At 62.2% G+C, this 22,759-nt stretch carries 22 protein-coding genes; 11 read left to right on the top strand and 11 right to left on the bottom strand.

Features of this window, described 5'->3' with window-relative positions:
- Positions 1–154 precede the first annotated feature (154 nt).
- Together NKJ23_RS10780 and tsaA are read right to left on the bottom strand one after the other, a co-directional pair.
- The gene (locus NKJ23_RS10780; RefSeq protein ID WP_023721229.1) at positions 155–466 is read right to left on the bottom strand and encodes a DUF2293 domain-containing protein; all 312 of its coding nucleotides are present in this window, start codon (positions 464–466) and stop codon (positions 155–157) included.
- A complete protein-coding gene (gene tsaA, locus NKJ23_RS10775) occupies positions 466–984 on the bottom strand; it encodes a tRNA (N6-threonylcarbamoyladenosine(37)-N6)-methyltransferase TrmO (RefSeq protein WP_352680284.1) in 519 nt (172 codons plus the stop codon). Before tsaA ends, NKJ23_RS10780 begins: the two co-directional genes overlap by 1 nt.
- A 142-nt stretch (positions 985–1,126) precedes the next feature.
- Between tsaA and NKJ23_RS10770 the strand changes: the two genes are divergently transcribed.
- The 4 genes from NKJ23_RS10770 (at position 1,127) to NKJ23_RS10755 (ending at position 4,795) form a co-directional block, all read left to right on the top strand.
- Positions 1,127–2,149, top strand: coding sequence for an ArsR/SmtB family transcription factor (locus tag NKJ23_RS10770; protein ID WP_352680283.1), 1,023 nt, complete (start codon positions 1,127–1,129; stop codon positions 2,147–2,149).
- Positions 2,149–3,066, top strand: coding sequence for a methylenetetrahydrofolate reductase [NAD(P)H] (gene metF, locus NKJ23_RS10765; RefSeq protein ID WP_023676795.1), 918 nt, complete (start codon positions 2,149–2,151; stop codon positions 3,064–3,066). The genes NKJ23_RS10770 and metF overlap by 1 nt, the downstream gene beginning before the upstream one ends.
- A gap of 601 nt (positions 3,067–3,667) precedes the next feature.
- Entirely contained in the window at positions 3,668–4,105 is a 438-nt protein-coding gene (locus NKJ23_RS10760; RefSeq protein WP_023721226.1) for an antitoxin Xre/MbcA/ParS toxin-binding domain-containing protein, read from the top strand.
- The gene (locus tag NKJ23_RS10755) at positions 4,106–4,795 is read left to right on the top strand and encodes an RES family NAD+ phosphorylase (protein WP_352680282.1); all 690 of its coding nucleotides are present in this window, start codon (positions 4,106–4,108) and stop codon (positions 4,793–4,795) included.
- A gap of 36 nt (positions 4,796–4,831) precedes the next feature.
- Here the strand turns inward: NKJ23_RS10755 and NKJ23_RS10750 are convergent, their stop codons facing one another.
- Positions 4,832–5,749 carry a DMT family transporter gene (locus tag NKJ23_RS10750; RefSeq protein ID WP_352680281.1) on the bottom strand — a complete coding sequence of 306 codons (918 nt, stop codon included), beginning with the start codon at positions 5,747–5,749 and terminating at the stop codon, positions 4,832–4,834.
- Positions 5,750–5,975: 226 nt separating this feature from the next.
- Here NKJ23_RS10750 and NKJ23_RS10745 point away from each other — a divergent pair, with 226 nt between their 5' ends.
- Positions 5,976–7,196 carry an alanine racemase gene (locus NKJ23_RS10745; protein WP_352456188.1) on the top strand — a complete coding sequence of 407 codons (1,221 nt, stop codon included), beginning with the start codon at positions 5,976–5,978 and terminating at the stop codon, positions 7,194–7,196.
- Between the two features lie 125 nt (positions 7,197–7,321).
- Here the strand turns inward: NKJ23_RS10745 and NKJ23_RS10740 are convergent, their stop codons facing one another.
- Positions 7,322–8,053 carry an SDR family oxidoreductase gene (locus NKJ23_RS10740; protein ID WP_352680280.1) on the bottom strand — a complete coding sequence of 244 codons (732 nt, stop codon included), beginning with the start codon at positions 8,051–8,053 and terminating at the stop codon, positions 7,322–7,324.
- 123 nt (positions 8,054–8,176) lie between these two features.
- Here NKJ23_RS10740 and NKJ23_RS10735 point away from each other — a divergent pair, with 123 nt between their 5' ends.
- On the top strand, positions 8,177–9,070 hold the full coding sequence (locus NKJ23_RS10735; RefSeq protein ID WP_352680279.1) for a LysR family transcriptional regulator: 894 nt from the start codon (positions 8,177–8,179) through the stop codon (positions 9,068–9,070).
- Positions 9,071–9,199: 129 nt separating this feature from the next.
- On the opposite strand, the gene NKJ23_RS10730 is transcribed toward NKJ23_RS10735, so the two are convergent.
- The gene (locus tag NKJ23_RS10730) at positions 9,200–10,372 is read right to left on the bottom strand and encodes a lytic murein transglycosylase (RefSeq protein ID WP_352680278.1); all 1,173 of its coding nucleotides are present in this window, start codon (positions 10,370–10,372) and stop codon (positions 9,200–9,202) included.
- 80 nt (positions 10,373–10,452) lie between these two features.
- Positions 10,453–11,250 (bottom strand): glycoside hydrolase family 25 protein, encoded by a 798-nt coding sequence (locus tag NKJ23_RS10725; RefSeq protein WP_502897774.1) that lies wholly within the window; start codon positions 11,248–11,250, stop codon positions 10,453–10,455.
- 405 nt (positions 11,251–11,655) lie between these two features.
- Here NKJ23_RS10725 and NKJ23_RS10720 point away from each other — a divergent pair, with 405 nt between their 5' ends.
- A complete protein-coding gene (locus NKJ23_RS10720; RefSeq protein ID WP_352680277.1) occupies positions 11,656–13,035 on the top strand; it encodes a serine hydrolase domain-containing protein in 1,380 nt (459 codons plus the stop codon).
- Between the two features lie 24 nt (positions 13,036–13,059).
- Here NKJ23_RS10720 and NKJ23_RS10715 read toward each other — a convergent pair whose 3' ends face one another.
- The 5 genes from NKJ23_RS10715 to NKJ23_RS10695 all read right to left on the bottom strand — a co-directional run bounded on the left by NKJ23_RS10715 (position 13,060) and on the right by NKJ23_RS10695 (position 19,698).
- Entirely contained in the window at positions 13,060–13,368 is a 309-nt protein-coding gene (locus NKJ23_RS10715) for a HigA family addiction module antitoxin (protein ID WP_352453138.1), read from the bottom strand.
- A 12-nt stretch (positions 13,369–13,380) separates the two neighbouring features.
- Positions 13,381–13,677: a type II toxin-antitoxin system RelE/ParE family toxin gene (locus NKJ23_RS10710; RefSeq protein WP_352456184.1), complete on the bottom strand. Its 297-nt coding sequence runs from the start codon at positions 13,675–13,677 to the stop codon at positions 13,381–13,383.
- A 135-nt stretch (positions 13,678–13,812) separates the two neighbouring features.
- Positions 13,813–14,478 carry a class I SAM-dependent methyltransferase gene (locus NKJ23_RS10705; RefSeq protein ID WP_352680276.1) on the bottom strand — a complete coding sequence of 222 codons (666 nt, stop codon included), beginning with the start codon at positions 14,476–14,478 and terminating at the stop codon, positions 13,813–13,815.
- A complete protein-coding gene (locus NKJ23_RS10700) occupies positions 14,475–15,722 on the bottom strand; it encodes a BtaA family protein (protein WP_352680275.1) in 1,248 nt (415 codons plus the stop codon). Before NKJ23_RS10700 ends, NKJ23_RS10705 begins: the two co-directional genes overlap by 4 nt.
- Before the next feature lie 82 nt (positions 15,723–15,804).
- A complete protein-coding gene (locus NKJ23_RS10695; RefSeq protein ID WP_352680274.1) occupies positions 15,805–19,698 on the bottom strand; it encodes a hydantoinase B/oxoprolinase family protein in 3,894 nt (1,297 codons plus the stop codon).
- 182 nt (positions 19,699–19,880) lie between these two features.
- Here NKJ23_RS10695 and NKJ23_RS10690 point away from each other — a divergent pair, with 182 nt between their 5' ends.
- The 4 genes from NKJ23_RS10690 (at position 19,881) to NKJ23_RS10675 (ending at position 22,705) form a co-directional block, all read left to right on the top strand.
- Positions 19,881–20,087: a hypothetical protein gene (locus NKJ23_RS10690; protein WP_023676780.1), complete on the top strand. Its 207-nt coding sequence runs from the start codon at positions 19,881–19,883 to the stop codon at positions 20,085–20,087.
- A gap of 196 nt (positions 20,088–20,283) precedes the next feature.
- The gene (locus NKJ23_RS10685) at positions 20,284–21,003 is read left to right on the top strand and encodes a TerB family tellurite resistance protein (protein ID WP_352453144.1); all 720 of its coding nucleotides are present in this window, start codon (positions 20,284–20,286) and stop codon (positions 21,001–21,003) included.
- Positions 21,000–21,767 carry an N-acetylmuramoyl-L-alanine amidase gene (locus tag NKJ23_RS10680; protein ID WP_352622672.1) on the top strand — a complete coding sequence of 256 codons (768 nt, stop codon included), beginning with the start codon at positions 21,000–21,002 and terminating at the stop codon, positions 21,765–21,767. The genes NKJ23_RS10685 and NKJ23_RS10680 overlap by 4 nt, the downstream gene beginning before the upstream one ends.
- 185 nt (positions 21,768–21,952) lie before the next feature.
- On the top strand, positions 21,953–22,705 hold the full coding sequence (locus NKJ23_RS10675; RefSeq protein WP_352680273.1) for a lytic transglycosylase domain-containing protein: 753 nt from the start codon (positions 21,953–21,955) through the stop codon (positions 22,703–22,705).
- Positions 22,706–22,759: the final 54 nt, after the last annotated feature.

Genomic DNA, 22,759 nt, shown 5'->3' with positions numbered 1-22,759 from the left:
GGGGGGAGATTGGGTATCTTGTCTGCTTCCGCCAATCACCAACGTTGCAGGATTGGCGGCTAGGGCGAAGCTGCTGATCTCCCCCCTTGAGGGGGAGATGGCCGGCAGGCCAGAGGGGGGCGCCGTAGAACTCGACGCGTGTGCCTGCCATTCTCTACGCCTCATCCTCATCGTCGAGCAGCCGGGTGGCGCGCCAGCGGGTCAGCACGATGTTGGTCTGTTCGATGACGAAGAAGCGCGCGGAATCGCGGTCATAGCCTTCGGCCAGCAGCTTTTCGTAGTCGGTGTGCATATGGCGGATGTGGGCTATCGTCGCCAGCCACACGGCAATGCTCGGCGGCAAGGTCTTCATGTGCACGGCGCCGGCATCGGCACGGATCTTTTCCATATCGGCATAGGGCGCCAGCGGCAGCAGCGCTGTCAGCGCCTTGGCGATAGCGCGGCGGCGGCCGGTCGGCGCGCTCATCACTCCACCGGCCCTGGCTCGTCCCGCCCGGACATGGTCGCCTCGGCGAAGGCATCGGTCGAGGCGAAATAGGGCTTGATGTCGATGACCGGCGTGCCGTCGAGCACGTCGATGGCGTCGAGATCGATGCGGCCGGTGTCGATGTCGAGGGCAACGAGCTTTGCGACATGCAGTCCGACAGGATTCGGCCGGGCAGGGGAGCGCAGTGAAAAGACGCCTTTCGGCTCCGTGGCATGGCGGGGTTTCTGGACAATCAGTTGCCGCGGCGCATGGTGCAGCCAGGACAGGATGATCACGTGGCTGGCGCGTTCCAGCCCAAGCAGGCCATCACGATAAAGCGGGTCGATGACCAAGTGCGCCGGCTGTCCCGTCTCTCGCGCCGCCTTCATGTTCTTGGGGCAGGTCTCCCGCGTGACCCAAGGCGAAGCGATGCGGCCGATGAAGATGACATAGCCATCCGGCGGCATCGTTGCCGGGTCGGTTTCCAAGAGCTTTTCGCCGCTGCGCGTTTCGAACATGGTTCTCGCCCCGATCATGCGTCCGTTTTTGCGCGATCCGCCACGCATGCGTCATTTTCTTGTCCGGAAACGACATAGCGCTTGCAAGCCTATCCAAACCGACATAAACATATGTTTATATCTTTTCAAAGAGAATGCTCGCATGCATGTCGCTCTCGACACGATGGTAGATACATTGAAGGCGGCGGCGGAATCCAGCCGGCTGCGCATATTGGCGCTGCTGTCGCGCGGCGATCTGACCGTTTCCGATCTCACCGAAATCCTCGGCCAGTCGCAGCCGCGCGTCTCGCGCCATTTGAAATTGCTGCTGGAGGCCGGGCTGATCGGCCGCTATCAGGAGGGCTCGTGGGCTTTCTTCCGGCTTTCGGATTCCGACGCGTCGCGCGATTTCGTGCTCAGGCTGGTCTCCGGCATCCGCGGCGCCGATCCGCAGGTCGAGCGTGATCTCGAACGACTGACCGCGGTCAAGCGCAAGCGGCAGGACCGGGCTGCCGAATATTTCTCGGTAAACGCCGCAAGCTGGGACCATATCCGCTCGCTGCATGTGCCGGACCGCGCCGTCGAAGCAGCACTCGTCAAGCTCGTCGGCAAGCGGCCGTTCCAGTCGATGCTCGATCTCGGCACCGGCACCGGACGGCTGCTCGAGATCTTTTCGCCGCTCTATCGGCGCGGTATCGGCATCGACATGTCGCGCGAGATGCTGACGGTGGCGCGCGCCAATCTCGACAAGGCCGGCGTTTCGAATGCGCAAGTGCGGCAGGGTGACATTTTTGCGCCACCGGTCGAACGCGACGCCTTTGATCTCGTTACCATCCATCAGGTGCTGCATTATCTCGACGATCCCGCCCGCGCCATCCGCGAGGCGGCGCGTCTGTTGCGCCCGGCCGGCCGGCTGGTGATCGTCGATTTCGCGCCGCACGCGCTGGAGTTCTTGCGCGAGGAGCACGCGCATATGCGTCTCGGCTTTTCCGACCGGCAGATTGGCGACTGGTTTTCCGAGGCCGGCCTCGACCTAGAGGACAGCCAGGAATTCGAGCCGCGCGGCGGCAACGAGGCCAAGCTCACCGTCAAACTCTGGCTCGGCCGCGATCGGCGCATGCTGATTGCCGAGCCTTCCAACGACAGACAACCGGCCAATGCGTATCCGATAGGGGAAACCGCCTGATGAACCAGTTCCGCTTCTCCCGCCGCCCCGACATCGGCGACAAGGTCAGGGTTTCGTTCGAGTTCTTTCCGCCGAAAAACGATGAGATGGAAGCAAGGCTGTGGGACACGGTCACCCGGCTTGAGCCGCTCAAGCCGAAATTCGTCTCGGTCACCTATGGCGCCGGTGGTTCGACCCGCGAGCGGACGGCCCGCACCGTCAAGCGCATCCTCAATGAAACGACGCTGACGCCGGCGGCGCACATGACTTGTGTCGACGCGGCGCGCCACGAGGTCGATGCGGTGATCCGGGAGTTCGCCGATATGGGCGTCAAGCGTTTCGTCGCCCTGCGCGGCGATCCGGCCGAGGGCGTCGGCGCGGCCTACCGGCCGCATCCGGAAGGCTATGCCAATGGCGCCGAACTGGTTGATGCGCTGAAGGGCGCCGGCGATTTCGACATATCGGTCTCGGCCTATCCGGAAAAACATCCGGAGAGTCCGGATTTCGCCACCGACTTCGACATGCTGAAGCGCAAGGCCGACAACGGCGCGACGCGGGCGATCACCCAGTTCTTCTTCGACAACGATCTTTATGAGCGCTATGTCGAGCGGGCACGGCGGGCCGGCATCTACATACCGATCGTGCCGGGCATATTGCCGGTGCACAATTTCACCCAGGTCGCCAACTTCTCGGCGCGGTGCGGCGCCTTGGTGCCGGCATGGCTGGCCGAGCGTTTCGATGGGCTGCAGAACGATCCGCAAACGCATGCGCTGGTGGCATCTGCCGTGGCGGCCGAGCAGGTGCTGGACCTTGTCGAGCGCGGCGTCGGCGATTTCCACTTCTATACGATGAACCGGGCCGATCTGGTCTTCGCCATCTGCCACATGATCGGCATCAGGTCGCACGAAGTCGAGGCAGCGGGATCAGCCGCGGCGTAAGGCGGCAAGCTCCTTTTTGAAATGTCAAAGATCGGGGGAATGCAAAAGGCCGGGCAAAATGCCCGGCCTTTTCAAATGTTTGGAGTATTCGGTGCTGGTCTTCCCCCGCTCAGCGGCCTTATGGAAGGACGCCCATAATGAGGGCGCCGATGAATGCAAACGCAGCACAAATCATCAATGCGTTGATCGGCCTCGTCAGTCCCATGTCATAGCCTCCTCTTAAAGAGCTATGGCGAGAGTCTAGGGTCATTTGTGCCACAGGCAAGCAGAAACTTTGCTGCAATGCGACGAGATTGTGGAATTTGCGACCTGCCGTTTGCCGTTAGGCATTGAAACTCTTTGTCAAAAGCCGGCTCGGGACCTGTGAATAATTTGTGGCAAAGCCGTGGCAGTAGCGAGAATGGCAGCGCTACCGCGGCAAAAATCGGAATCGATTTTCGGAACGACTGAAGATTCGGAGCGTCGGAGCGCCCTTTGCATGTCCAACCGGGTGCTGCACGCTATACGAATGCGGTGGGCAACCAGCAGCGTTGTGAGATAGCCAGGACTTGAATTTTCTGCCAATTGGCAGTATATTGCCTGCCAATTGATGGAGGCTGGAATGAGTGTCGCTTATGCGGTTCGCGATCCTGCAAATCAGGCTTTGCCGGCAAATCTGGCGGATGCCTCGGCACGGGCGCGGATCACGCCAGCTGCTGTTGCCGGCATCGTCAGGCTCGCAGCCATCTGGCATCTGACCAGCACCGAGATCTGTACCTTGATCGGCGACGTGTCGGAGAGAACCTGGTTCCGCATGAAGAAAGGCGAGTGGGAGGGCGTTCTCTCCCAGGATTCGCTGACACGCATCAGCGCCCTGATCGGCATCTTCAAGGGACTGCGGCTTCTGTTTTCCGAAGGGCTTGCCGATGAATGGGTGCGGTTGCCGAACAAAGGGCCTCTTTATGGTGGCCGGCGCCCCCTGGACGTGATGATCGAGGGCGGCATTCCGAAGCTGCTGCAGGTTCGCCAACATATCGACGCTTTGCGCGGTGGACTTTGAATGCAGATCCCACCACGCGCTGACATTTCCCAGCGCGACACGATCCGGCTGATTTCGACAGGCAGGCTCAAGGAACCGGTCCTGATGCCGTTGGCCAGGAATCATGGAGATTTGGAGGACCTTGCGGAGCTCGAAGGGGCCACCAGCGGCCGCCTTCAGGCGCAGCAAGGGGGATTGCCCGACCTCGATCCGCGCGAACTGGTTTTCGGGAGACCGGGCTACACCTTCATCAATGCGGCGTTCGCTTACACCCGTCCGGGCGGCAATCGTTTCAACGATGATGCCAGGGGCGTCTGGTACTGTGCGTTCGATGCGGAAACCGCGCTCGGCGAGGTCTCTTTTCATCTGACGCGCGAGCTTGCCGCGATCGAACGGTTCGAAAACGTCACCGACTACGCGGAGCTCGTTGCCGACTTCATAGGCTCGTTTCACGATCTGCGCGGTGCTGAGTTCAGCAAGGACCCGGTTCTCGATCCGGACACTGTCTTAGCCTATCCTGCCGGTCAGGCGCTGGCGAAGCAACTTCGCAAGCAAGACGCCGCGACCGGTCTTGTGTATCCTTCCGTGAGACATGTTGGCGGGACCTGCCTTGCCGCCTTCCTTCCCGATCTCGTTCAGAATCTCCGGCAAGGCGGTATCTGGCGTCTGGAATGGCAGGGTTCATCTGTTCCCGCGATCACGCCCATATAGCGCACGATCGGGAGCGACAACTTCGCTGCGCCATCTCTAACGCCGCCCGAACAGGCGACCGTCGATGGTGACGAGGCCGAGGGCGATCAGCGCCATGCCGCCGAGTTCGAACAGTTCGAGCCGCTCGCCCAGGAACAGGAAGCCGAGCAGGATGGCACTGGCCGGCACGATCAGCGTGACCAGCGAGGCGTTGGTGGCGCCGGCCGAGGCGACGAGATTGAAATAGAGGATGTAGGCGAAGGCCGTCGACAGCAGAGCCAGTGCCAGCACCGCCGCCCACACCGGCGGCGAGGCCGAAAACAGATTGGCGGCGTCATAGGTGAACAGAACGACCGGGATCATAATGATGGTCGAGCAGGTCAATTGGCCGGTGGCAATGACCGGTGACGGCACACCCTTGAAGCGGCGGGCGATCATCAGCGCAACCGCATAGGATAGCGATGCTCCGATGAGCGCGAATTTCGCCCAGACCGGACCGCCGAGCCCGGCGACAAGGCCGGGACCGATCATCACCGCAGTTCCCACGATACCGAGGCCGATGCCGGCAAGCTTGTTCCACGACAGTTTTTCGTCGCTGGTCAGCGCGTTGGCGAGGATCAGCGTCCAGAACGGCGTCGTCGAATTGAGCACCGAGGCGACGCCGGCGCCAAGCTCGGTCTGGCCGGCAAAGATCAGCGAGAAAGGAATGACATTGTTGGCGAGCGCCAGCAGGAAGAACAGGCCGGCATGCGGCAAGGCGAGGCGAAACGACGGGCCGCGGACCGCAAGATAGAGCTGCAACGCGATCGCAGCGATGGTGACGCGAAACAGCACCAGCACCAGCGGCGGAAGTTCCGCCACCGCAATGTGGGCAAAGAAGAACGAACCGCCCCAGACGGCGCCGAGCAGCAGAAGCTGCGCCCAGTCCTTGAGCACCATCGGCCCGCGCATCGTGGTGGTGGCAGCTATCGCCATTGGTCGTCCTCCCAGACGAGATGCCTTGCTCTTCAGGCGTCTGTTCACGCCATACCCGATCCGGCCGCAAGGGCCACCCGAAACCTGAGCGATGGCCTAGCTCGCTCATAACTCGGCGTGCAGCACCGGCGTAGCGCCGCGAAGCCAGGGCGGCGAGACATAGAATTGTTTTCATTAGCCGCTAGCTTGGATTAATTGTGCGCAGCCTCAGTCAAGGGATTCGTCCATGCAGCGATTCGAAAATGCCCGCGAGGCAGCGCTGGCGCTTCGCCCGGACGATCCGATCTATTGCTTCCGCCCGCAGGTGCTGAAGGCGGACGCCAAACAGTTCATGGGCATGTTTCCCGGCAAGACCGCCTATGCGGTCAAGACCAATGGCGAGCGGATCGTGCTCAACGCCCTGGTCGAGGCCGGCGTCGGTGCCTTCGATGTGGCCTCGCCCGGCGAATTCGCCGCCGTGCGCGCCGTCTCGCCGGACGCCGAGATGCTCTACATGCACCCGGTGAAGGCGCAGTCGGACATCAGGCTGGCGCTGGAAAAATACGCCATCCGCGTCATTTCGCTCGACCATGAGGACGAGGTCACCAAGCTGACCAGGGTGGTGCGGGCGCTCGACATCGATCCGGGCGCCATCACCGTGTTCGTGCGGATCCAGACGAAAGGCTCGGCGGCCTACGAACTGTCGAAGAAGTTCGGCGCCGGACCGGCCAATGCGGTCGAACTGGCCGAACGGCTGAACCGGACGGGCTACAAGGTCGGGCTGTGCTTTCACGTCGGCAGCCAGATCGAGGATCCCGACACCTATGAGCGGGCGCTGGCCTCCGCCGACTGGGTGCGCAACCGCGTCGGTTTCGACATTGCCGGGCTCGATGTCGGCGGCGGCTTTCCCGCCGAATACGGTCATGATCCGAACAGCCGCAAGCCGGAAATGCCGTCGCTCGGCCAGATCATGTCGCGGCTGTCGGGCGACCTCCAGGAGTATCAGTTCGACCAGATGCCGCTGGTGGCCGAGCCGGGCCGGGTGATCGTGGCGCGCTGCCTGTCGCTGATCGTGCGCGTGCTGCTGCGCAAGGGCAAAAGGCTCTACATCAATGACGGCATCTGGGCGTCGCTGTCGGATTCATGGACCGGCAAGATCACGCTGCCGGCACGCTTTATCCCCGATCCGGCGATCCGCTCGCGCAATGGCGAGGACAAGACCATCGTGCCGTTCAAGGTCTGCGGCGCGACCTGCGATTCCGTGGATATATTGTCGCGGCCGTTCTGGCTGCCCGAAACCGTCGATACCGGCGATTGGATCGAGATCGGCCATATCGGCGCCTATTCGCTGTCGCTCCGAACACGGTTCAACGGCTTCTATCCCGACACTTTCGTCGAGGTGGCGACGCCATTCGACGAAGGCGATGCGCCGCAGGGGTTTGCCAGCCTGGAGACGATGGCGGATTAGTGAATAGTGAATAGTGAATAGTGAATAGAAGTAGTTCTTGCGTTCCGTCCCGCTCCCGTGAATCGTCACCATTCACCATTCACCATTCACCATTCACCATTCACCATTCACCATTCACCGTTCAGTCAGGCCACGCCGCCGCCGGCCTGGATGTTCTCGCCGGTAAGCCAACGAGCCTCGTCCGAGGCCAGGAAAACCGCGACATCGGCGACGTCGTGCGGTGCTCCGATCCGGCCGAAGGGCGACGTGCCGGCGGCCACGGCGCGGTCCCGTTCGGGGAGCAGGTCGGTGTCGGTGAAGCCTGGTGAAAGCGCATTCACGGTGACGGAGCGCGGGCCGAGTTCGCGCGAGAGGACGCGGACGAACTGCTCGACGGCTCCCTTGCTGCCGAGATAAAGCGCCGTGTGCGTGAAGAACATCCTGGTTCCACCGGTGGAAACGGCAATGATGCGGCCACCGTCACGAACGCGGCGCGCCGCTTCCTGAAGCGTGAAGAAGGTGCCCTTGGCATTGGCGCCGAACACGTGATCGAAGTCCGCTTCGGTGGCCTCGACGAGCGGCTTTATGACGGCGACGCCGACATTGGCGACGACGATGTCAATCGGCCCCATCTGCCGTTCGGTTTCGTCGAACAGCCTGCGAATGTCGGGGATGCTGGAGACGTCCGCCTGGATGGCGACGGCTTTTCCGCCAATCCCTTCAATGGCGGCAACCACTTCCCTGGCTGCTTTCTCGTTGCCCACATAGTTGACGACCACGGCAGCACCCTTGGCCGCGAGCCCCTCGGCGATGGCGCGCCCGATGCCGCGCGAGCTGCCGGTCACAAGTGCGGTTTTGCCTTCGAGTGGACGATGCATGGCTGTTCCTTCCGTCTGATTACGGCCGCCTCGATCGAGCGGCGTTCCAGGGAAAGCTATGGGCATGCTATTGCTCAGAGAATAGCCTATTATCTTACTGACTTGTTAAGCCTGGGGTACATAATGCGCGGAACCGAGTTTTCCGAACTCACGGCATTTGCAGCAATCATCGAAGAGGGCAGCTTCGTCCGCGCCGCGGCCAAGCTCAGGATTTCGCCTCCAGCACTCAGCCAGACGATACGTGGGCTGGAAGAGCGTCTCGGTGTCCGGCTGCTCAACCGCACCACGCGCAGCATGTCGCCGACGGCTGAGGGCGAGAAGCTGTTTGCCCGCATCGCACCGGCGTTCAGCGAACTGGAAGGGGCCGTCGCCGACGCGCATGCATCACGCGGCCGGCCGGCAGGCTCGCTGCGCATCAATGTTCCGCGCATTGCCGCCACGCGTTTCATCGCGCCGATCCTCGGCGATTTCCGCCGCGCCTATCCCGATATCGCCCTCACAATCATTGTCGACGACATGCTCACCGACATCGTCGAGGGCCGCTTCGATGCCGGAATCAGATTGGGTGAGCGGCTGCACAAGGACATGGTGGCGGTGAAACTCAGCGAGGAACTCGAGATGGCCGCAGTGGCCGCGCCGAGCTATCTGGCGCATCGCCCGATACCCCGTCGCCCCGCGGACCTGCATCATCACCAATGCATCAATTTCCAATGGCCGAGCGGCGGCAATCTCTACCGCTGGGAGTTCGCCCGAGGCCAGCGTGCCTTGGAAGTGGCCGTCAGCGGCGGCCTGACGGTCAACGATACGGAACTGATGATCGGGGCGGTTCTGGATGGGGTCGGCGTGGCGTACATGCTGGAATACCAGGTCCGGCCGTGGATCGAAGCGGGAAAGCTAATCCGTTTTCTCGAAGCCTGGTCGCCGAGATTTCCGGGTTTTTATCTATATCACGCGAGTTCCCGCCAAGTTCCGGCGCCGTTGCGAGCGTTCATCGATTTCCTGCTTGCCAGGCGGTGATGTGAATAGTGAATAGTGAATAGTGAATAGTGAATAGTGAATAGTGAATAGTGGTAGCTCTGGTGCTCAATGCGGCTCCTGTTCTATTCTTTTCACCATTCACCATTCACCATTCACCATTCACCACCTTCACAGCCTGTCCAGCAGCTCCGGAGTCGGCCAGCCGTCGACCGGCAGGCCCAGACGCATCTGCTCCTTGCGGATGGCTTCGCGGGTGTTGGTGCCCAGGATGCCGTCGACGGTGCCGACGTCATAGCCTTTCGCTTCGAGCTTGGTCTGCAGCGCCTTCATCTGGTCGCCGTCGAGGCCGGGTTCGGGGTTGCGCGGATCGAATCGCGGCGCGCCCCCCAGTCGGGCGGCAAGATTTGCCGCGGTCAGGGCATAGGTGAAGGACTGGTTCCACTCGAGATAGACGTCGAAATTGTCGTAGGTCAGGAAGGCTGGCCCCTTGCGACCCATGGGCAGCGCCAGGCCGGCCTTCAGGCCGTTGTCGAGAAGCGGCGTACCGTCGGGCCTGGTAACGCCCCACTGGCTCCATTGCGTCAACGGCAGCTTGTTGGTGCGTCCCGTCTGCTCCCACGGCAAATCGTCAGGCACACGGACTTCCTCGATCCAGGGCTGGTCGCGCTTCCAGCCGCGCGACTGGATCTTGCTGGCCGTGCTCATGATCACGTCCGGCGCGCTGCCGCGCAGGTCGACCAAGCCATCGCCGTCGCCGTCGACGCCGTGGCCGAGATAGTCGGAAGGCAACATCTGCGTCTGGCCGATCTCGCCGGCCCAGGCACCGGTCACGTCGGCCGGCACCACGCCGCGATCGATCAACATCAGCAGCGGCACGATCTGCGGCCGGAACAACTGCGGACGGCGGCAGTCATGCGAGAGGCTCACCAGCGCGTTCAGCGTATGAAAATCGCCCTGCACGGCGCCAAAATCGGTCTCCAGGGCCCAGAAGGCGGCGATGACCGGCGCCTGCACGCCGTATTCGCGATCGGCGCGGACAAAGACCTCGGCATATTTTTGCAGATTGGCCGCACCTTGCTTCAGCCGATGGGACGAGATCATGCGGTTCGAGAATTCGATGAAGGTCTGGGTGAAGACGCCCTGGGCGCGGTCGCGTGCCAACGCCTTCTCATCGAGGGTGGCGTTTTCCAGCGCATCAAGGCCGGCAGCGCCGACGCCGGCCGCCCTGGCCTCCGCCGCCACGCCGTGCTTCCATGACTCGAAATCCCCGCCGCATTGCTGTGCCGCGGCCGGCACGGCGGTCAGGAGCAGCGCCGCGATAATTCCAAAGCGCGATCGCATCGCCATCCTTCCGAGAAGATTACCAGCGGTTGCGGGCATTCGTCATTGGCTGTGTCGAAAAGCAGGCGGCAGGCCTGGTGTCAACGGGTGTTCTGCCGCAACCACTTCTTCCAGGCGGCTTCGGAGCCGTTGAAGACGTTGATGTCGGCGTTTCCGGCCATGCCCGGCACGACACCCGTTCCGGTATACTGCCAGAAGGTGAAGGGATGGCTGCCGTATTTCTGGCGCGGGTGCCCGGCGACGGAGCGCAGCCAGTAGGGGTAGCCGCGGAAACCCGATAAACCATTATCTTCGAAGAAGTCGACCGACGTGTAGATGATCGGCTTCTTGCCGTAGTGTTTTTCGACGATTTCGAGGAATGTGCTCATCTCGCTGCGTACCGTGGCGGGATCTGGCCGCAGCTTGCAGGTCGGCGATTTCGGGTTCCATTCCATGTCGAGAACCGGCGGCATCGCCGATCCGTCTCTGGGCACGTTCTGGATGAACCAGCGCGCCTGGGTAGCGGCCGGCGTGCAAAAGTAGAAGAAATGATAGGCGGCACGGGGGACGCCCGAGGCCTTGGTGCGGCTCCAATGCTCGTTGAAAGCTTCATCGAAACGGTCTCCGCCTTCGGTTGCCTTGATAAAGGCGAAGGAGATGCCGCTGGCCCTGGCCGCCGGCCAGTCGATCGAGGTCTGGTATTTGGAGACGTCGGTGCCGTGGACGGCGTAGCTCCACGGTGCGCCGCTATCCCATTCATGCGGGTCGGAATCGGCAAAACGCGGCGCGCGTACCGCAACCATCGAGGCGCTGGACGACGACAGCGATGGCGTCAGATCCTCGACTGTCGAGCAGGCACCAAGCAGCGTCAGCGTGATGAGAACCGCGAAACGGCGCATCGCTACTTCCCGAGCCGGTTTCAGCCGGCCGCTGATGGGTCTTTCCGCGGGTGCCCCTCGACCAGGCGCAGCGTGTCTGAAACCGACTTACGCGACGCGCCTGGATCTTCGTTTCATGCATTCCCAAACCGTTACGCAGTTTTGGGACGCATGCATTCAAGCCCCGCCGGACGGTCACCCCACAGGATCGCCCGGTCTGTCCTAAGCGCGTCGCTTCGACGCGCTTAGCTCTTTTGTCTATGCATGTCGTTGTCCCAAAACCGCTGCGCACTTCTGGGCGACATTCACCTGTGATCGCCGATCATGGTTGATATTCGGTTGACGGCGCTCGACAAGAGCCGCGATTTTGCCGAAACAATGGCGGCAAATCGATGACATAGATCGCGCTCAGGGGAATTCGAAAAAATGCAGATCCTCCTGAAGTTCGTCAAATGGCTGCTCGGCCTGGCTGTGCTGGCCGCCGCGATACTCGCCGGCTGGCTGTATTTCGCGCCGCCGGAACTGATCCGCGTCGGTTCCGGCTATGCCGCCAAGATCGTCTGCTCGAACGTCTTCATCGCCGGGCGAGACGCCAACGACGTGCTCGCCGTCGATGTGCAGGCGCCGGGTCATCCGCTGCTGAAGCTGATGAGAGTGTCGGTCGACAAGGAGAAGGGAACGGTTTCGGCCGGCCTGTTCGGTGTGCTCGGCAAAAGTGTCGCGGTTGCGCGCGACGGGCTCGGCTGCGCCTCGGTTCCCGACGGCGATATTGCCGCCGCCAAGGCTGTCGCCGGAGCTGCACCGACGCCGGCGCCGCTGCCCGATCTGATCTGGCCGGAGGGCGACAAGGCCGATGCCTCGCAGGATCCCGAGGTCGCGAAAGTCCTCGACGATCCAGCAATGACCGGCGCCGGCATGCGGGCGGTCGTGGTGGTCAAGAACGGCCGCATCGTCGCTGAGCGTTATGGCGACGGCTTTTCCGAAAAGACGCCGCTATTGGGCTGGTCAATGACCAAGACCGTAAATGCGGCGATCGTCGGCACGCTGGTGAAGGAGGGCAAGCTGGCGATGACCAACCAGGGTCTGTTCGGTCCCTGGAAGGGAGATGGCCGCGCCGTGATCAGCCTCGCCGACATGATGGCGATGTCGAGCGGGCTGGAATTCAACGAGGATTATGGCGACGTCGCCGACGTAACGCGCATGCTCTATCTCGAACCGGACATGGCGGGCTTTGCCGGATCCAAGCCGCTGACCGGCGAGATCGGCAAGGTGTTTTCCTATTCGAGCGGCACGGCGGTGATGCTGTCCAGGCTGTGGCAGGACGCAATCGGCGACAAGGACAAGGCACTGGCGTGGCCGAGGACCGCGCTGTTCGATCCGCTCGGCATGCAGAGCGCTGTGCTTGAGGCCGACGAGCACGGCACCTTCGTCGGCTCGTCCTATCTCTATGCCACGGCACGCGACTGGGCGCGCTTCGGCCAGTTCCTGCTGCAGGGCGGCGTCTGGAACGGCCAGGAGATCCTGCCCGCCGGCTTCGTCGACTGGATGCGGGAACCGGCAACTGCCTCGAAAATCTACGGCAAGGGGCAATTATGGATAGAAGGACCGGGCGACGAAGAAAACCCCGGCGCCGGCACTGCCGCCGGCGTGCCCAAGGACACCTATTGGATGGAGGGGCATGATGGGCAAACGGTTGCCATCATCCCCTCAGAGCAGCTGGTTGTGGTGCGGCTCGGGCTGACGCCGGCCAGGCTCGGCTACCGGCCGCAGGCGATGGTGGCGGCGCTGATCAAGGCGCTGCACTGAGGAATGCGGCGGTCGCAGTCTTGTCTATGCGGCTGTCGCCAAAGGCTTGGCGCGATCAACACGCGCCCGCTCGTCGGGTGAATTCATAACCGTCCAAAGATCGTTACGGCGCTGGACGTTCAACCAGAAATCCGGGCTGTTGCCAAACACCCGCGCCAGAATGAGCGCGGTAGCCGCCGTCACGTTGCGGCGGCCGTTGCACAATTCGTTCACATGCTTGCGCTGGACGCTCATAGCTTCGGCCAAAGCCGCCTGTGTCAGGCCGAGTGGTTGCATGAATTCTTCCGTAAGAATTTCGCCAACCGTTGCTGGCTTGCGTGCGGTCATCAACATGTCTCACCTCACTTATATATAACTGTGGTCGTCGAGATAGATGTCCGACGCCTCGCCCCGGCCCCCGTCCCAGCGGAAGACCAGCCGCCATTGTTTGTTGACACGGATCGAATGGAAGCCTTCGAGATTGCCGCGCAACTTCTCGAAATGGTTGCTGGGCGGCACACGCAAATCCTGATCGATCGCCGCGTCGTCAATCATCTGGAGCTTGCGGAACAAACGGCTTTCGAGATCGGACGGAATATTGCGGGAGTGGGTGTCGTCCACGAAGAAAGCCCGCAGCCATCCATCTCTAAAGCCGATGATCATCCCATGCTTCCGGCGAGGAGATAATGTACCACTCCTTGGGTCACATGGCAATGTGTGATTTAGCCAATTAACTGATTTCAGCCACGGCCCCCATTTAGAATTGGAGCCCCAAAACCTTCCACGCCAAAATTGATATTAGATGGCGATCTTGATCACGCCGAGCCAGCTGTAGCCGCGATAAAGTGTTCTGAATCGAAGGCTTGCACCAACTCTCGCAGATTCCGATTCCAGGACGTCGCCCAGGGCTTCACGCGGCTGGACATGGAATTTTTTCAGCCAGCCGCGCAACAGCTTGCGGAACCAGCTGGGCAAGGCTTCCTGCTGGCCAAAATCGACGACATGCAGCGAGCCACCCGGTGACAGAGCAGCAAGAGCCGCGGATACCGTCTTTTCCCAGCCGGGGATCATCGACAGCGAATATGAGACAAAGACGCGGTCGAAACTTTCGACGCCGAACAGCGCTTTCGCGTCGAAATTCGTGGCATCGCCGCGCGCCAGCGTGACGCGGCCGGAGAGGCCTTCGCGCGCGAGGGCGGCAGTGGCCGTCTCCAGCATCTCGGCCGAAATATCGAGGCCGAGGAAGCGCGCGCCGGGATAGTGGCGGGCGGCGAGGATGATGTTGCGGCCGGTGCCGCAGCCGAGCTCGAGCACGGTGCCGCCGGCCGGCACATCCAGTCCGGCGATAAGCCGGTCGCGGCCGAGCAGATAGTATTTGCGGGTCAGGTCGTAAATATGACGCTGCCAGCGGTAGACGCCGTCCATCAGCTCGGCATGGCTGGCCGGCAAGTCGGTCGTGCTCATGCGGACCGCTTCACATAGAGATGGAAGCCGCCATAGATGGCCGAGCGGTCGCGCGCCGAAAACTCGCGCGAGGCGTCGTTCTCGTAGCGCCACTGATCGAGCAGCGAATTCGAGACGCGGCCGGGCAGCAGGCTGGGTTCCGCTGCCGTGCGGAAGATGACGCGGGCGCCGGTGGAGGCGGTTCGGGTGATCTCGGCCCACAACCCGTTGAGCTGGTCGTCGGTCATCCAGTCCTGTGCATCGAGCAGCACGAAGCGATCCACCGAGCCGGCATCCTTGCGGGCAAGGAACTCGATCAGATTGGCGTGGTGGATGGCAACGCGATCGACATTGTAGCGGATCGTCTTGTAGTTGCGCTTTTCGAGATAGGCGGGCAGGGCGGCCTCGCCCGGATCAGGGTAGCGGCGGGCGAAAGCCTGCCAGGCGAAATAATTGGTCTTCAGCGGAAAATCGCAGGCGAGCTTTTCCAGTCGTGCCTTCAGCACGCTGGCCATGGTGCCGTCACCCGAGGTGATCAGCGAATCGTACTGGGCCGGCGGAATGCCGAGGCCGAACAGCGAAGCCTTTCGCGAGGTCGCCCATTTCAGCAGCGGTTTTTCGAAGACCGGTGCCAGCTCTTCGTCGAAGAAGCGGCGCTGATCGGCGATGGTCTTGGCGTCCATGATTCCGGCCGGGTCGACGCCGAAGAATTTTGCGGTGCGATGGCCGATCGCAATGAACAGGCCAAGCAGGCCGGTCTGGTAGAAATTGCGGTCGAAGACGGCGATGCGGCGACGGCCGCGCCAGTTGCGGCGCTCCCAATAATGGCGGCTGACCGGGTCGAGATGCGGTGCGATGAAGCGATCGTAGGCCTGTGAATTGTGCCCGGTCTCAGCCGCGCCGAAGAAACGGAACAGGTCGCCCTGCGACGGCAGGTGACGGACGGCTTCGAGCTTCATGCGGTTCAGCGCGATATGGGCAGCGTTGAGGTCGACGGCATCGATCCTTTCCGGCGAGCGGGTGAGATAGGCAAGGATGTTACAGCCGCCGGAGGCAATGGTGACGATGCGGTGGCCCGTCCCGAGCTGCATCGCGTCCATGTCGATTTCGGGGTCTTCCCAGATCTGCGGATAGACGAGGCCGGAGAACAGGAAGGCGAACAGGCGCTCGGAGATGCCGGCTTTCGACAGCGGGCGGTTCTGGTAGACGGCCTTGCCGACTTCCTTGCCGCGGCGAAAAACCAGGTCCCCAGAAATGTCCGTCATGGCAAGGCGATTCCCCGTTTGCTTTGCCGCAAGCGGGTAGCGCAGGGTGATGACAGGCCAGTGACAGCCTGTTGACGCGAGTTCAGGCCTTGCCAAATCCACCTGGGGTCGGCGTCGTCACGATGACCGCCTCGCCAGCGTCGAGGATGGTCTGATCGCAGGCTTTCAGCGTCTCGATCGCGCCGGTCTTGCGGCGGACCTTGGTCGAACCGGCCTCGCCATCGCCGCCTCCGTCCAGTCCCCGCGGCGGGCGGTTGCGATGCGAGGACAGGATCGCGCATTCCATTTTTTCGAGGAAGCGGATGGTGCGCCCGGTGCCGTCGCCGGCATTCCATTTGCCTTCGCCGCCGGAGCCTTCGCGGATATGAAAATCCTCGAGCAATACCGGGAAACGCAGTTCCAGCACTTCCGGATCGGTCAGGCGCGAATTGGTCATATGGGTGTGGACGCCGGAGGTGCCGGCAAAACCGCGGCCGTCGTTCATCCGGCCGGCCGGCGAGCCCGAGCAGATCGTCTCGTAATACTGATACTGCTTGTTGCCGAAGGTGAGATTGTTCATCGTGCCTTGCGCATTGGCCATCGCGCCCATGGCGCCGAACAGCGCGTTGGTAACGTGTTGCGAGGTCTCGACATTACCGGCGACGACCGCCGCGGGATAGGCGGGTTTCAGCATCGAGCCGTCGGGAATGATGATGTTGATCGGCCGCAGACATCCGGCATTCATCGGGATGTTGTCTTCGACCATGACGCGAAAGGCATAAAGCACCGCGGCACGGGCGACTGGCTCTGGCGCATTGAAATTGTTCTTCATCACCGGCGACGTTCCGGTGAAGTCGACGGTGGCTTCGCGCTTCCGCCGGTCGACCGATATCTTCACCTTGATCATTTGGCCGGTGTCGGTCGGATATTCGTATTCCGAACTGTCGGGCAGCCGCTCCAGAACGCGGCGCACGCTTTCGGCGGCATTGTCCTGGACATGGCCCATATAGGCTTCGACCACATCGAGGCCGAAATGCGCGACCATCTTGCGCAGCTCGGCGACGCCCTTTTCGTTCGCGGCGATCTGCGCCTTGAGGTCGGAGATGTTCTGGTGCGGATTGCGCGCCGGGTAGGGGTGGTTGGTGAGTAGCGTCTCCAGGTCCTTCTCGCGGAACCGGCCGCGATCGACGATGCGGAAATTATCGAACAGCACGCCTTCCTCGTCGACGGTTGTGGCAAGCGGCGTCATCGAGCCGGGCGCGGTGCCGCCGATGTCGGCATGATGGCCACGCGAGGCGACGTAGAAGAGGATCTCCTCCCCCCTCGAGGGGGAGGTGGCGGCGAAGCCGCCGGAGGGGGTCGTTGCGGCAGTGCTCGACGCACTTGTGGTGCCTTCTGCGAGGACCCCACCCGGCCGCTTCGCGGCCACCCTCCCCTCAAGGGGGAGGGAAAACACCGGTGTCACCACTGTGATATCAGGCAGATGGGTGCCGCCATTGTAAGGCGCGTTCAGCGCAAAGACGTCGCCGGGGTGAATGTCGCCGGAATTGAGCCGGATGATGGTCTCCACCGAGCGGTCCATCGAGCCGAGATGCACCGGCATATGCGGTGCGTTGGCGACCAGCGCGCCATTCCGGTCGAAGACGGCGCAGGAGAAATCGAGCCGCTCCTTGATGTTGACGGAATAGGCAGTGTTTTGCAGCGTTACGCCCATCTGTTCGGCGATCGACATGAACAGGTTGTTGAAGACCTCCAGCATCACCGGATCGGCTTCGGTGCCGAGTGCGGCCTGTCGGCGCTTCTTCTCGACGCGCCGCATCAATACGTGGTCCTTGGCGGTGATCTCGGCCTGCCAGCCCGGCTCGACGATAATGGTCTGGTTCGGCTCGATGATCAAAGCGGGGCCGGCGATCTGGCAACCGGGGTCGAGATCAGGGATGCCGTTGTCATACTCACGGAAATAAACCCCAGCGGTGCGCCATTGACCTTCAGAGTAGAGGCGCACCCGTTTCTGCGCTGGTCTGGAGTGGCGAACGCCAGGAAGGCTTTGTTCCTCGCGGCCGGTGCCGCCGGTATCGGTACCCTCGACGCCGACCGATTCGACGATCATCGGCTTGTCGTCGTAGACGAAACCGAACTGCGCCTTGTGCGCCAGTTCGAAGTCCGCCTTGGCCTGCGCAATCGAGCCGTGCCCGAAGTTCACAGGCAGCGCGGTATCGGTGCCGTCGTAGCGGATCTGCAGCACCGGTCTCGAGGCGACCGCGTCTTCGCTGATGCCTTGCGCGGCGAGTTCGTCGATGACGGCTTTGCGCAGCGTTGCGATGAGTTCATCGATCGCTGGCCCGGAATTGTCCGCCAGCGGCTTCAGCAGCGCCTGCTGGCGTGACGCAAATACAGAGGATAGGCCGATGCCGTATGCCGAGAGCAGGCCTGAGAAGGGATGGATCAGCACCGCCTCCATGCCGAGCGCATCGGCGACCAGGCAAGCGTGCTGGCCGCCGGCGCCGCCGAAGCAGTTCAGGAGGTATTCGGTGACATCGTAGCCGCGCTGCACCGAAATCTTCTTGATGGCGTTGGCCATGTTTTCGACGGCGATGGTGATGAACCCTTCGGCGACGGTTTCCGGCGAGCGGCCGTCGCCGATCTCGGCGGCAAGTGCGGTGAATTTTTCGCGAACCGTCTGGACGTCGAGCGGTTCGTCCTGGCCCGGTCCAAAAATAGCCGGGAAGAACTCGGGCTGCAGCTTGCCCAGCATGACATTGGCGTCAGTGACGGCCAACGGGCCGCCGCGCCTATAGGCGGCCGGGCCGGGATTGGCGCCGGCCGAATCCGGCCCGGCGCGAAAGCGGCCGGCCTCGTAATGGAGGATCGAGCCGCCGCCTGCAGCAACGGTGTGGATGCGCATCATCGGCGCGCGGATGCGCACGCCGGCGACCTCGGTGTCGAAGGCGCGCTCGTAGTCGCCATCGTAATGGGCGACATCGGTGGAGGTGCCGCCCATGTCGAAGCCTATGACTTTGCCGAAACCGGCGAGTTTTGCCGTCTCGACCATGCCGACGACACCGCCGGCCGGGCCGGACAACAGCGCATCCTTGCCCTGGAACATGTCGGCGGCGGTGAGGCCGCCCGACGACATCATGAACATGAGGCGAGGGCTTTCCCTCCCCCTTGAGGGGAGGGTGGCGGCGAAGCCGCCGGGTGGGGTCGGCTCGACTGGGTTCGACACTCTGGCGGTGCCTTCTGAGATGACCCCCTCTGGCTGCTGCGCAGCCATCTCCCCCACAAGGGGGGAGATTGGCGCGGCACCCAGTTCCGCCGCAACCCTTTGCACATACCTAGCCAGGATCGGCGACAGATAGGCGTCGACCACCGTGGTGTCGCCGCGGCCGACCAGCTTGATCAGAGGCGAGACCTCGTGACTGACCGAGACCTGCGAGAATCCGAGCTTTCGACAGACTTTGGCGACCGCCTTTTCGTGCTCGGGATGTTTCCAGGCATGCATGAAGACGATCGCGACCGCATCGATGCCATCCGCCTTGGCTTGCTCAATAGCCTGGCGTACCGAAGCAATGTCGAGCAGGCGCTCGACACTACCGTCGACGCGAACCCTTTCGTCGATCTCGACGACACGCTCGTAGAGCTGTTCGGGAAGGATGATCTGCTTGGCAAAGATATCGGGCCTGGCCTGATAGGCAATCCTCAGCGCATCGCGGAAGCCTTTTGTGATGAGCAGCAGCACACGGTCGCCCTTGCGCTCGAGAAGCGCATTGGTGGCAACCGTGGTGCCCATCTTGACATCGCCGATCAGAGCGGAGGGGATTGGAGCGCCGGGTTGGACGCCGAGCAGCTCGCGAATGCCATGGATGGCAGCATCGGCATAGGCTTCGGGATTCTCGGACAGCAGCTTGCGCGGGTGCAGCGCGCCTTGCGGGTCACGGCCGATGACGTCGGTGAAGGTGCCGCCGCGGTCGATCCAGAAATCCCATTTTGCAGTCACTGCGGCGGCTCCCGGGATTTTTCCCTGTTCGATCTGTTAGCTCGCGAGGCCCTGACCGGCAATCGTCAAATGATTGGAATATGTTACAGGCAGAAATGCAACGTTACGAAACTCATGCGCAGCTTACGCATTGTGTCCTCGACCGCCGCCGGTAACGGAGGCGTGATTAGAGGAGAGATATCATGAAGAAACTCATTCTTGCGTCGGTGTCGGCGCTTGCGTTGCTTGGCCTTGCCGCCTGCAGCAACAGCGGCACCGACAACACCACGACGCAGAGCACCAACCCGCCGGCATCCGACCAGACGATGAAGCCGGCTGCTCCTGACGCAAACAAGCCTGCCGAGCCGGCTCCGGCTCCGGCGCCTGCGCCGGCTGCTCCGGCTCAGTAGTCAATGTGACAACCAAGGAAAGGCTGGCCTCACAGGCCGGCCTTTCTGCTGCTTACGATACCAGCGCCTGGCGGCCGAGTGCGACGACGTGAGCGCTGGCGCCGCCGCCTCAGGCATTGCGCCAAATCGATTGGGCCAGCCCCTGCGGCACTGTCTTGGCTTGATAGCGATGGGTGGTTGGCCCTATGAAGCCCCCATGTCGATTTGGGACCGCCTTGGCGACTTCGTCACACGCGTTTCATCTTCAGCGTCGTCAGGCGTCGCCGAAGTGGTCGAGGCCGTGCGCACGGTTTTCTCCGGCGATGCCGATCTGCGCCGGCGCGTCGCCTTCTCGGTGGCGATGATCGCCCTGTCGGCCAAGATGGCCAAGGCAGACGGCATCGTCACGCAAGACGAGGTGCGCGCCTTCCAGGAAATATTCGAGGTGCCGAAGGAACAGAGGCGCAATGTGGCGCGGCTCTACGATTTGGCCAAACGCGACATTGCCGGTTTCGAGACCTATGCCGAGCGGATGGCGCAGCTTTGCGGTTCGGGCCATTCGAACTGCCTGATGCTCGAGGACATACTCGACGGGCTGTTCCACATCGCCAAGGCCGACGGGCTGGTGCATGAGCGCGAGGGCCAATTCCTGCATCGCATCGCCGAGATATTCCGCATCGATGAGGCGCATTACCAGAGCATCCTGGCCCGGCATGTCGATCTGGGTGCCGCCGATCCCTATGTTGTGCTGGGCATCGAGCGTGGGAAGCCGTTCGAGGAGGTCCGCAGGCGCTACCGCAAGCTGGTCTCCGACAATCATCCGGACCGGCTGATCGCACGCGGCCTGCCGCAGGAATTCATCAAGATCGCGACGACCAGGCTGGCGGCGATCAACGCGGCCTATGAAATGATCGAGCGAGGCCTGCGGCACGCATGAGCGGCTTTCCGCCCGATGAGCCGAGCGCCGAGGTCAGGGTATCGCCGAATTTCGGACCACGGCGCGGGACGCTCGGACCCGATATGATCGTGCTGCACTACACCGGCATGGCTACCGGCGCCGGTGCCGAGGCATGGTTGTGCGATCCGGCAAGCGAGGTCTCGTCGCACTACCTGGTCCATGAGGACGGCCGAATTGTTCAGATGGTAAGGGAAAGCGACCGCGCCTGGCATGCCGGCAAGAGCTCGTGGTTCGGACAGAGCGACATCAACTCCTGTTCGATCGGCATCGAGATCGTCAATCCGGGGCATACGCTCGGCTATCGCAACTTTCCAAAACCGCAGATCGACGCGGTGATCGGCCTGTGCGCTGGGATCATCGAGCGCCATTCCATTCCGGCGCAGCGGGTGCTTGCCCATTCCGACGTGGCACCGGGGCGAAAGGTCGATCCAGGCGAGAAATTTCCATGGAAGGCCTTGTTTGCTGCCGGTATCGGCCATGTTGTGCCGGCAGCACCGATCCGGCGCGGCGCCGTGCTGAAGCCAGGCGATACCGGCGCCGAGGTAGAGGCGCTGCAGTCGATGCTGGCGCTCTATGGTTATGGCGTCGAGATCACCGGCACTTTCGACCGGCAGACCGAAATCGTGGTCGAGGCATTTCAGCGGCATTTCCGGCTGCGCCTGGTCGATGGCATGGCTGACGGATCGACGATCCGCACGCTGGAAAGGCTGCTCGCTTACGCAAGGATAGCCTCTCTCAAATAATCTTTTGCCAGCTTAAAAGTTACAATCTGTTACTCAAAGTGACTTGCGTCGCCTTCTTTGGCGCCAATTCCGTCGTCAAAGGCGATCCGTACAGATTGTCGGACGTCTATCCCCCCACATGTTCCGATGTTGATTGAGGGTATCTGCGCGAAGTTCTTTGTGCAGATCAAACAGAACAGGATCACATGCAGAAATTGACCGTTTTAACGGCAGCCATTGCTGCCGGCGTAATGACTTTTGCCTTCAGTGCGGCGAACAGCGCACCGCTGAGCCAGCGGGCCGATCAGGGCTTCAGTGCCGCAGCCGGCAAAACCGCCGTGCCGAAAGCCACCCGTGGTGGTGCAAAAGTAGAGAAGACCGCCACCGCAAAAGTGGAAAAAGCGGCCGCGGTAAGGACGAAAAAGCCAGTCTCCGCGAAAAGGCCAACCGCTGCAAGAAAGACAATCGCCAAACAGCATGTGAAGCGTAACCGCAAACGCATCGACCGCATGGCAACGGCGTCAGTCGCTCCGAAGAGCAGGCCAGCGCCTCAGGCGGCGGTAGTCGGCGGCAGCGGACAGTATTCGGCGATCATTGCGCGTTATGCCGCCAGCTATGGCGTCCCGGTGTCGCTCGCCAACGCCGTCATCAAGATCGAAAGCAACTACCAACCGAACCAGGTCGGCAGCGCCGGCGAGATCGGCCTGATGCAGATCAAGCCGGCGACGGCACGGATGATGGGCTATAGCGGTTCGGTTCAGGGTCTCTACGATCCCGATACCAACATCAAATACGGCATGAAGTACCTTGCCATGGCGCGGGATCTCGGCGGCGGCACGACCTGCGGCACGATCCTGAAATACAATGCCGGCCACGCCGCCACACGGATGAACCCGGTGTCCGCAGCCTATTGCGGCAAGGTCAAGGTGCAGCTGGCAGCACTTGGAGCGCCCGCCTGACAAGCGACAACTTGCTTTTTCGTTTGCGTTTTCGGGCCTGAACCCCTTTATACG

The organism is Mesorhizobium sp. M0184, from assembly GCF_040322215.1.
Taxonomy (GTDB): Bacteria; Pseudomonadota; Alphaproteobacteria; order Rhizobiales; family Rhizobiaceae; genus Mesorhizobium.
Note: the sequence above shows the minus strand (reverse complement) of the source record. Positions and strands in the feature narration are given on the sequence as shown.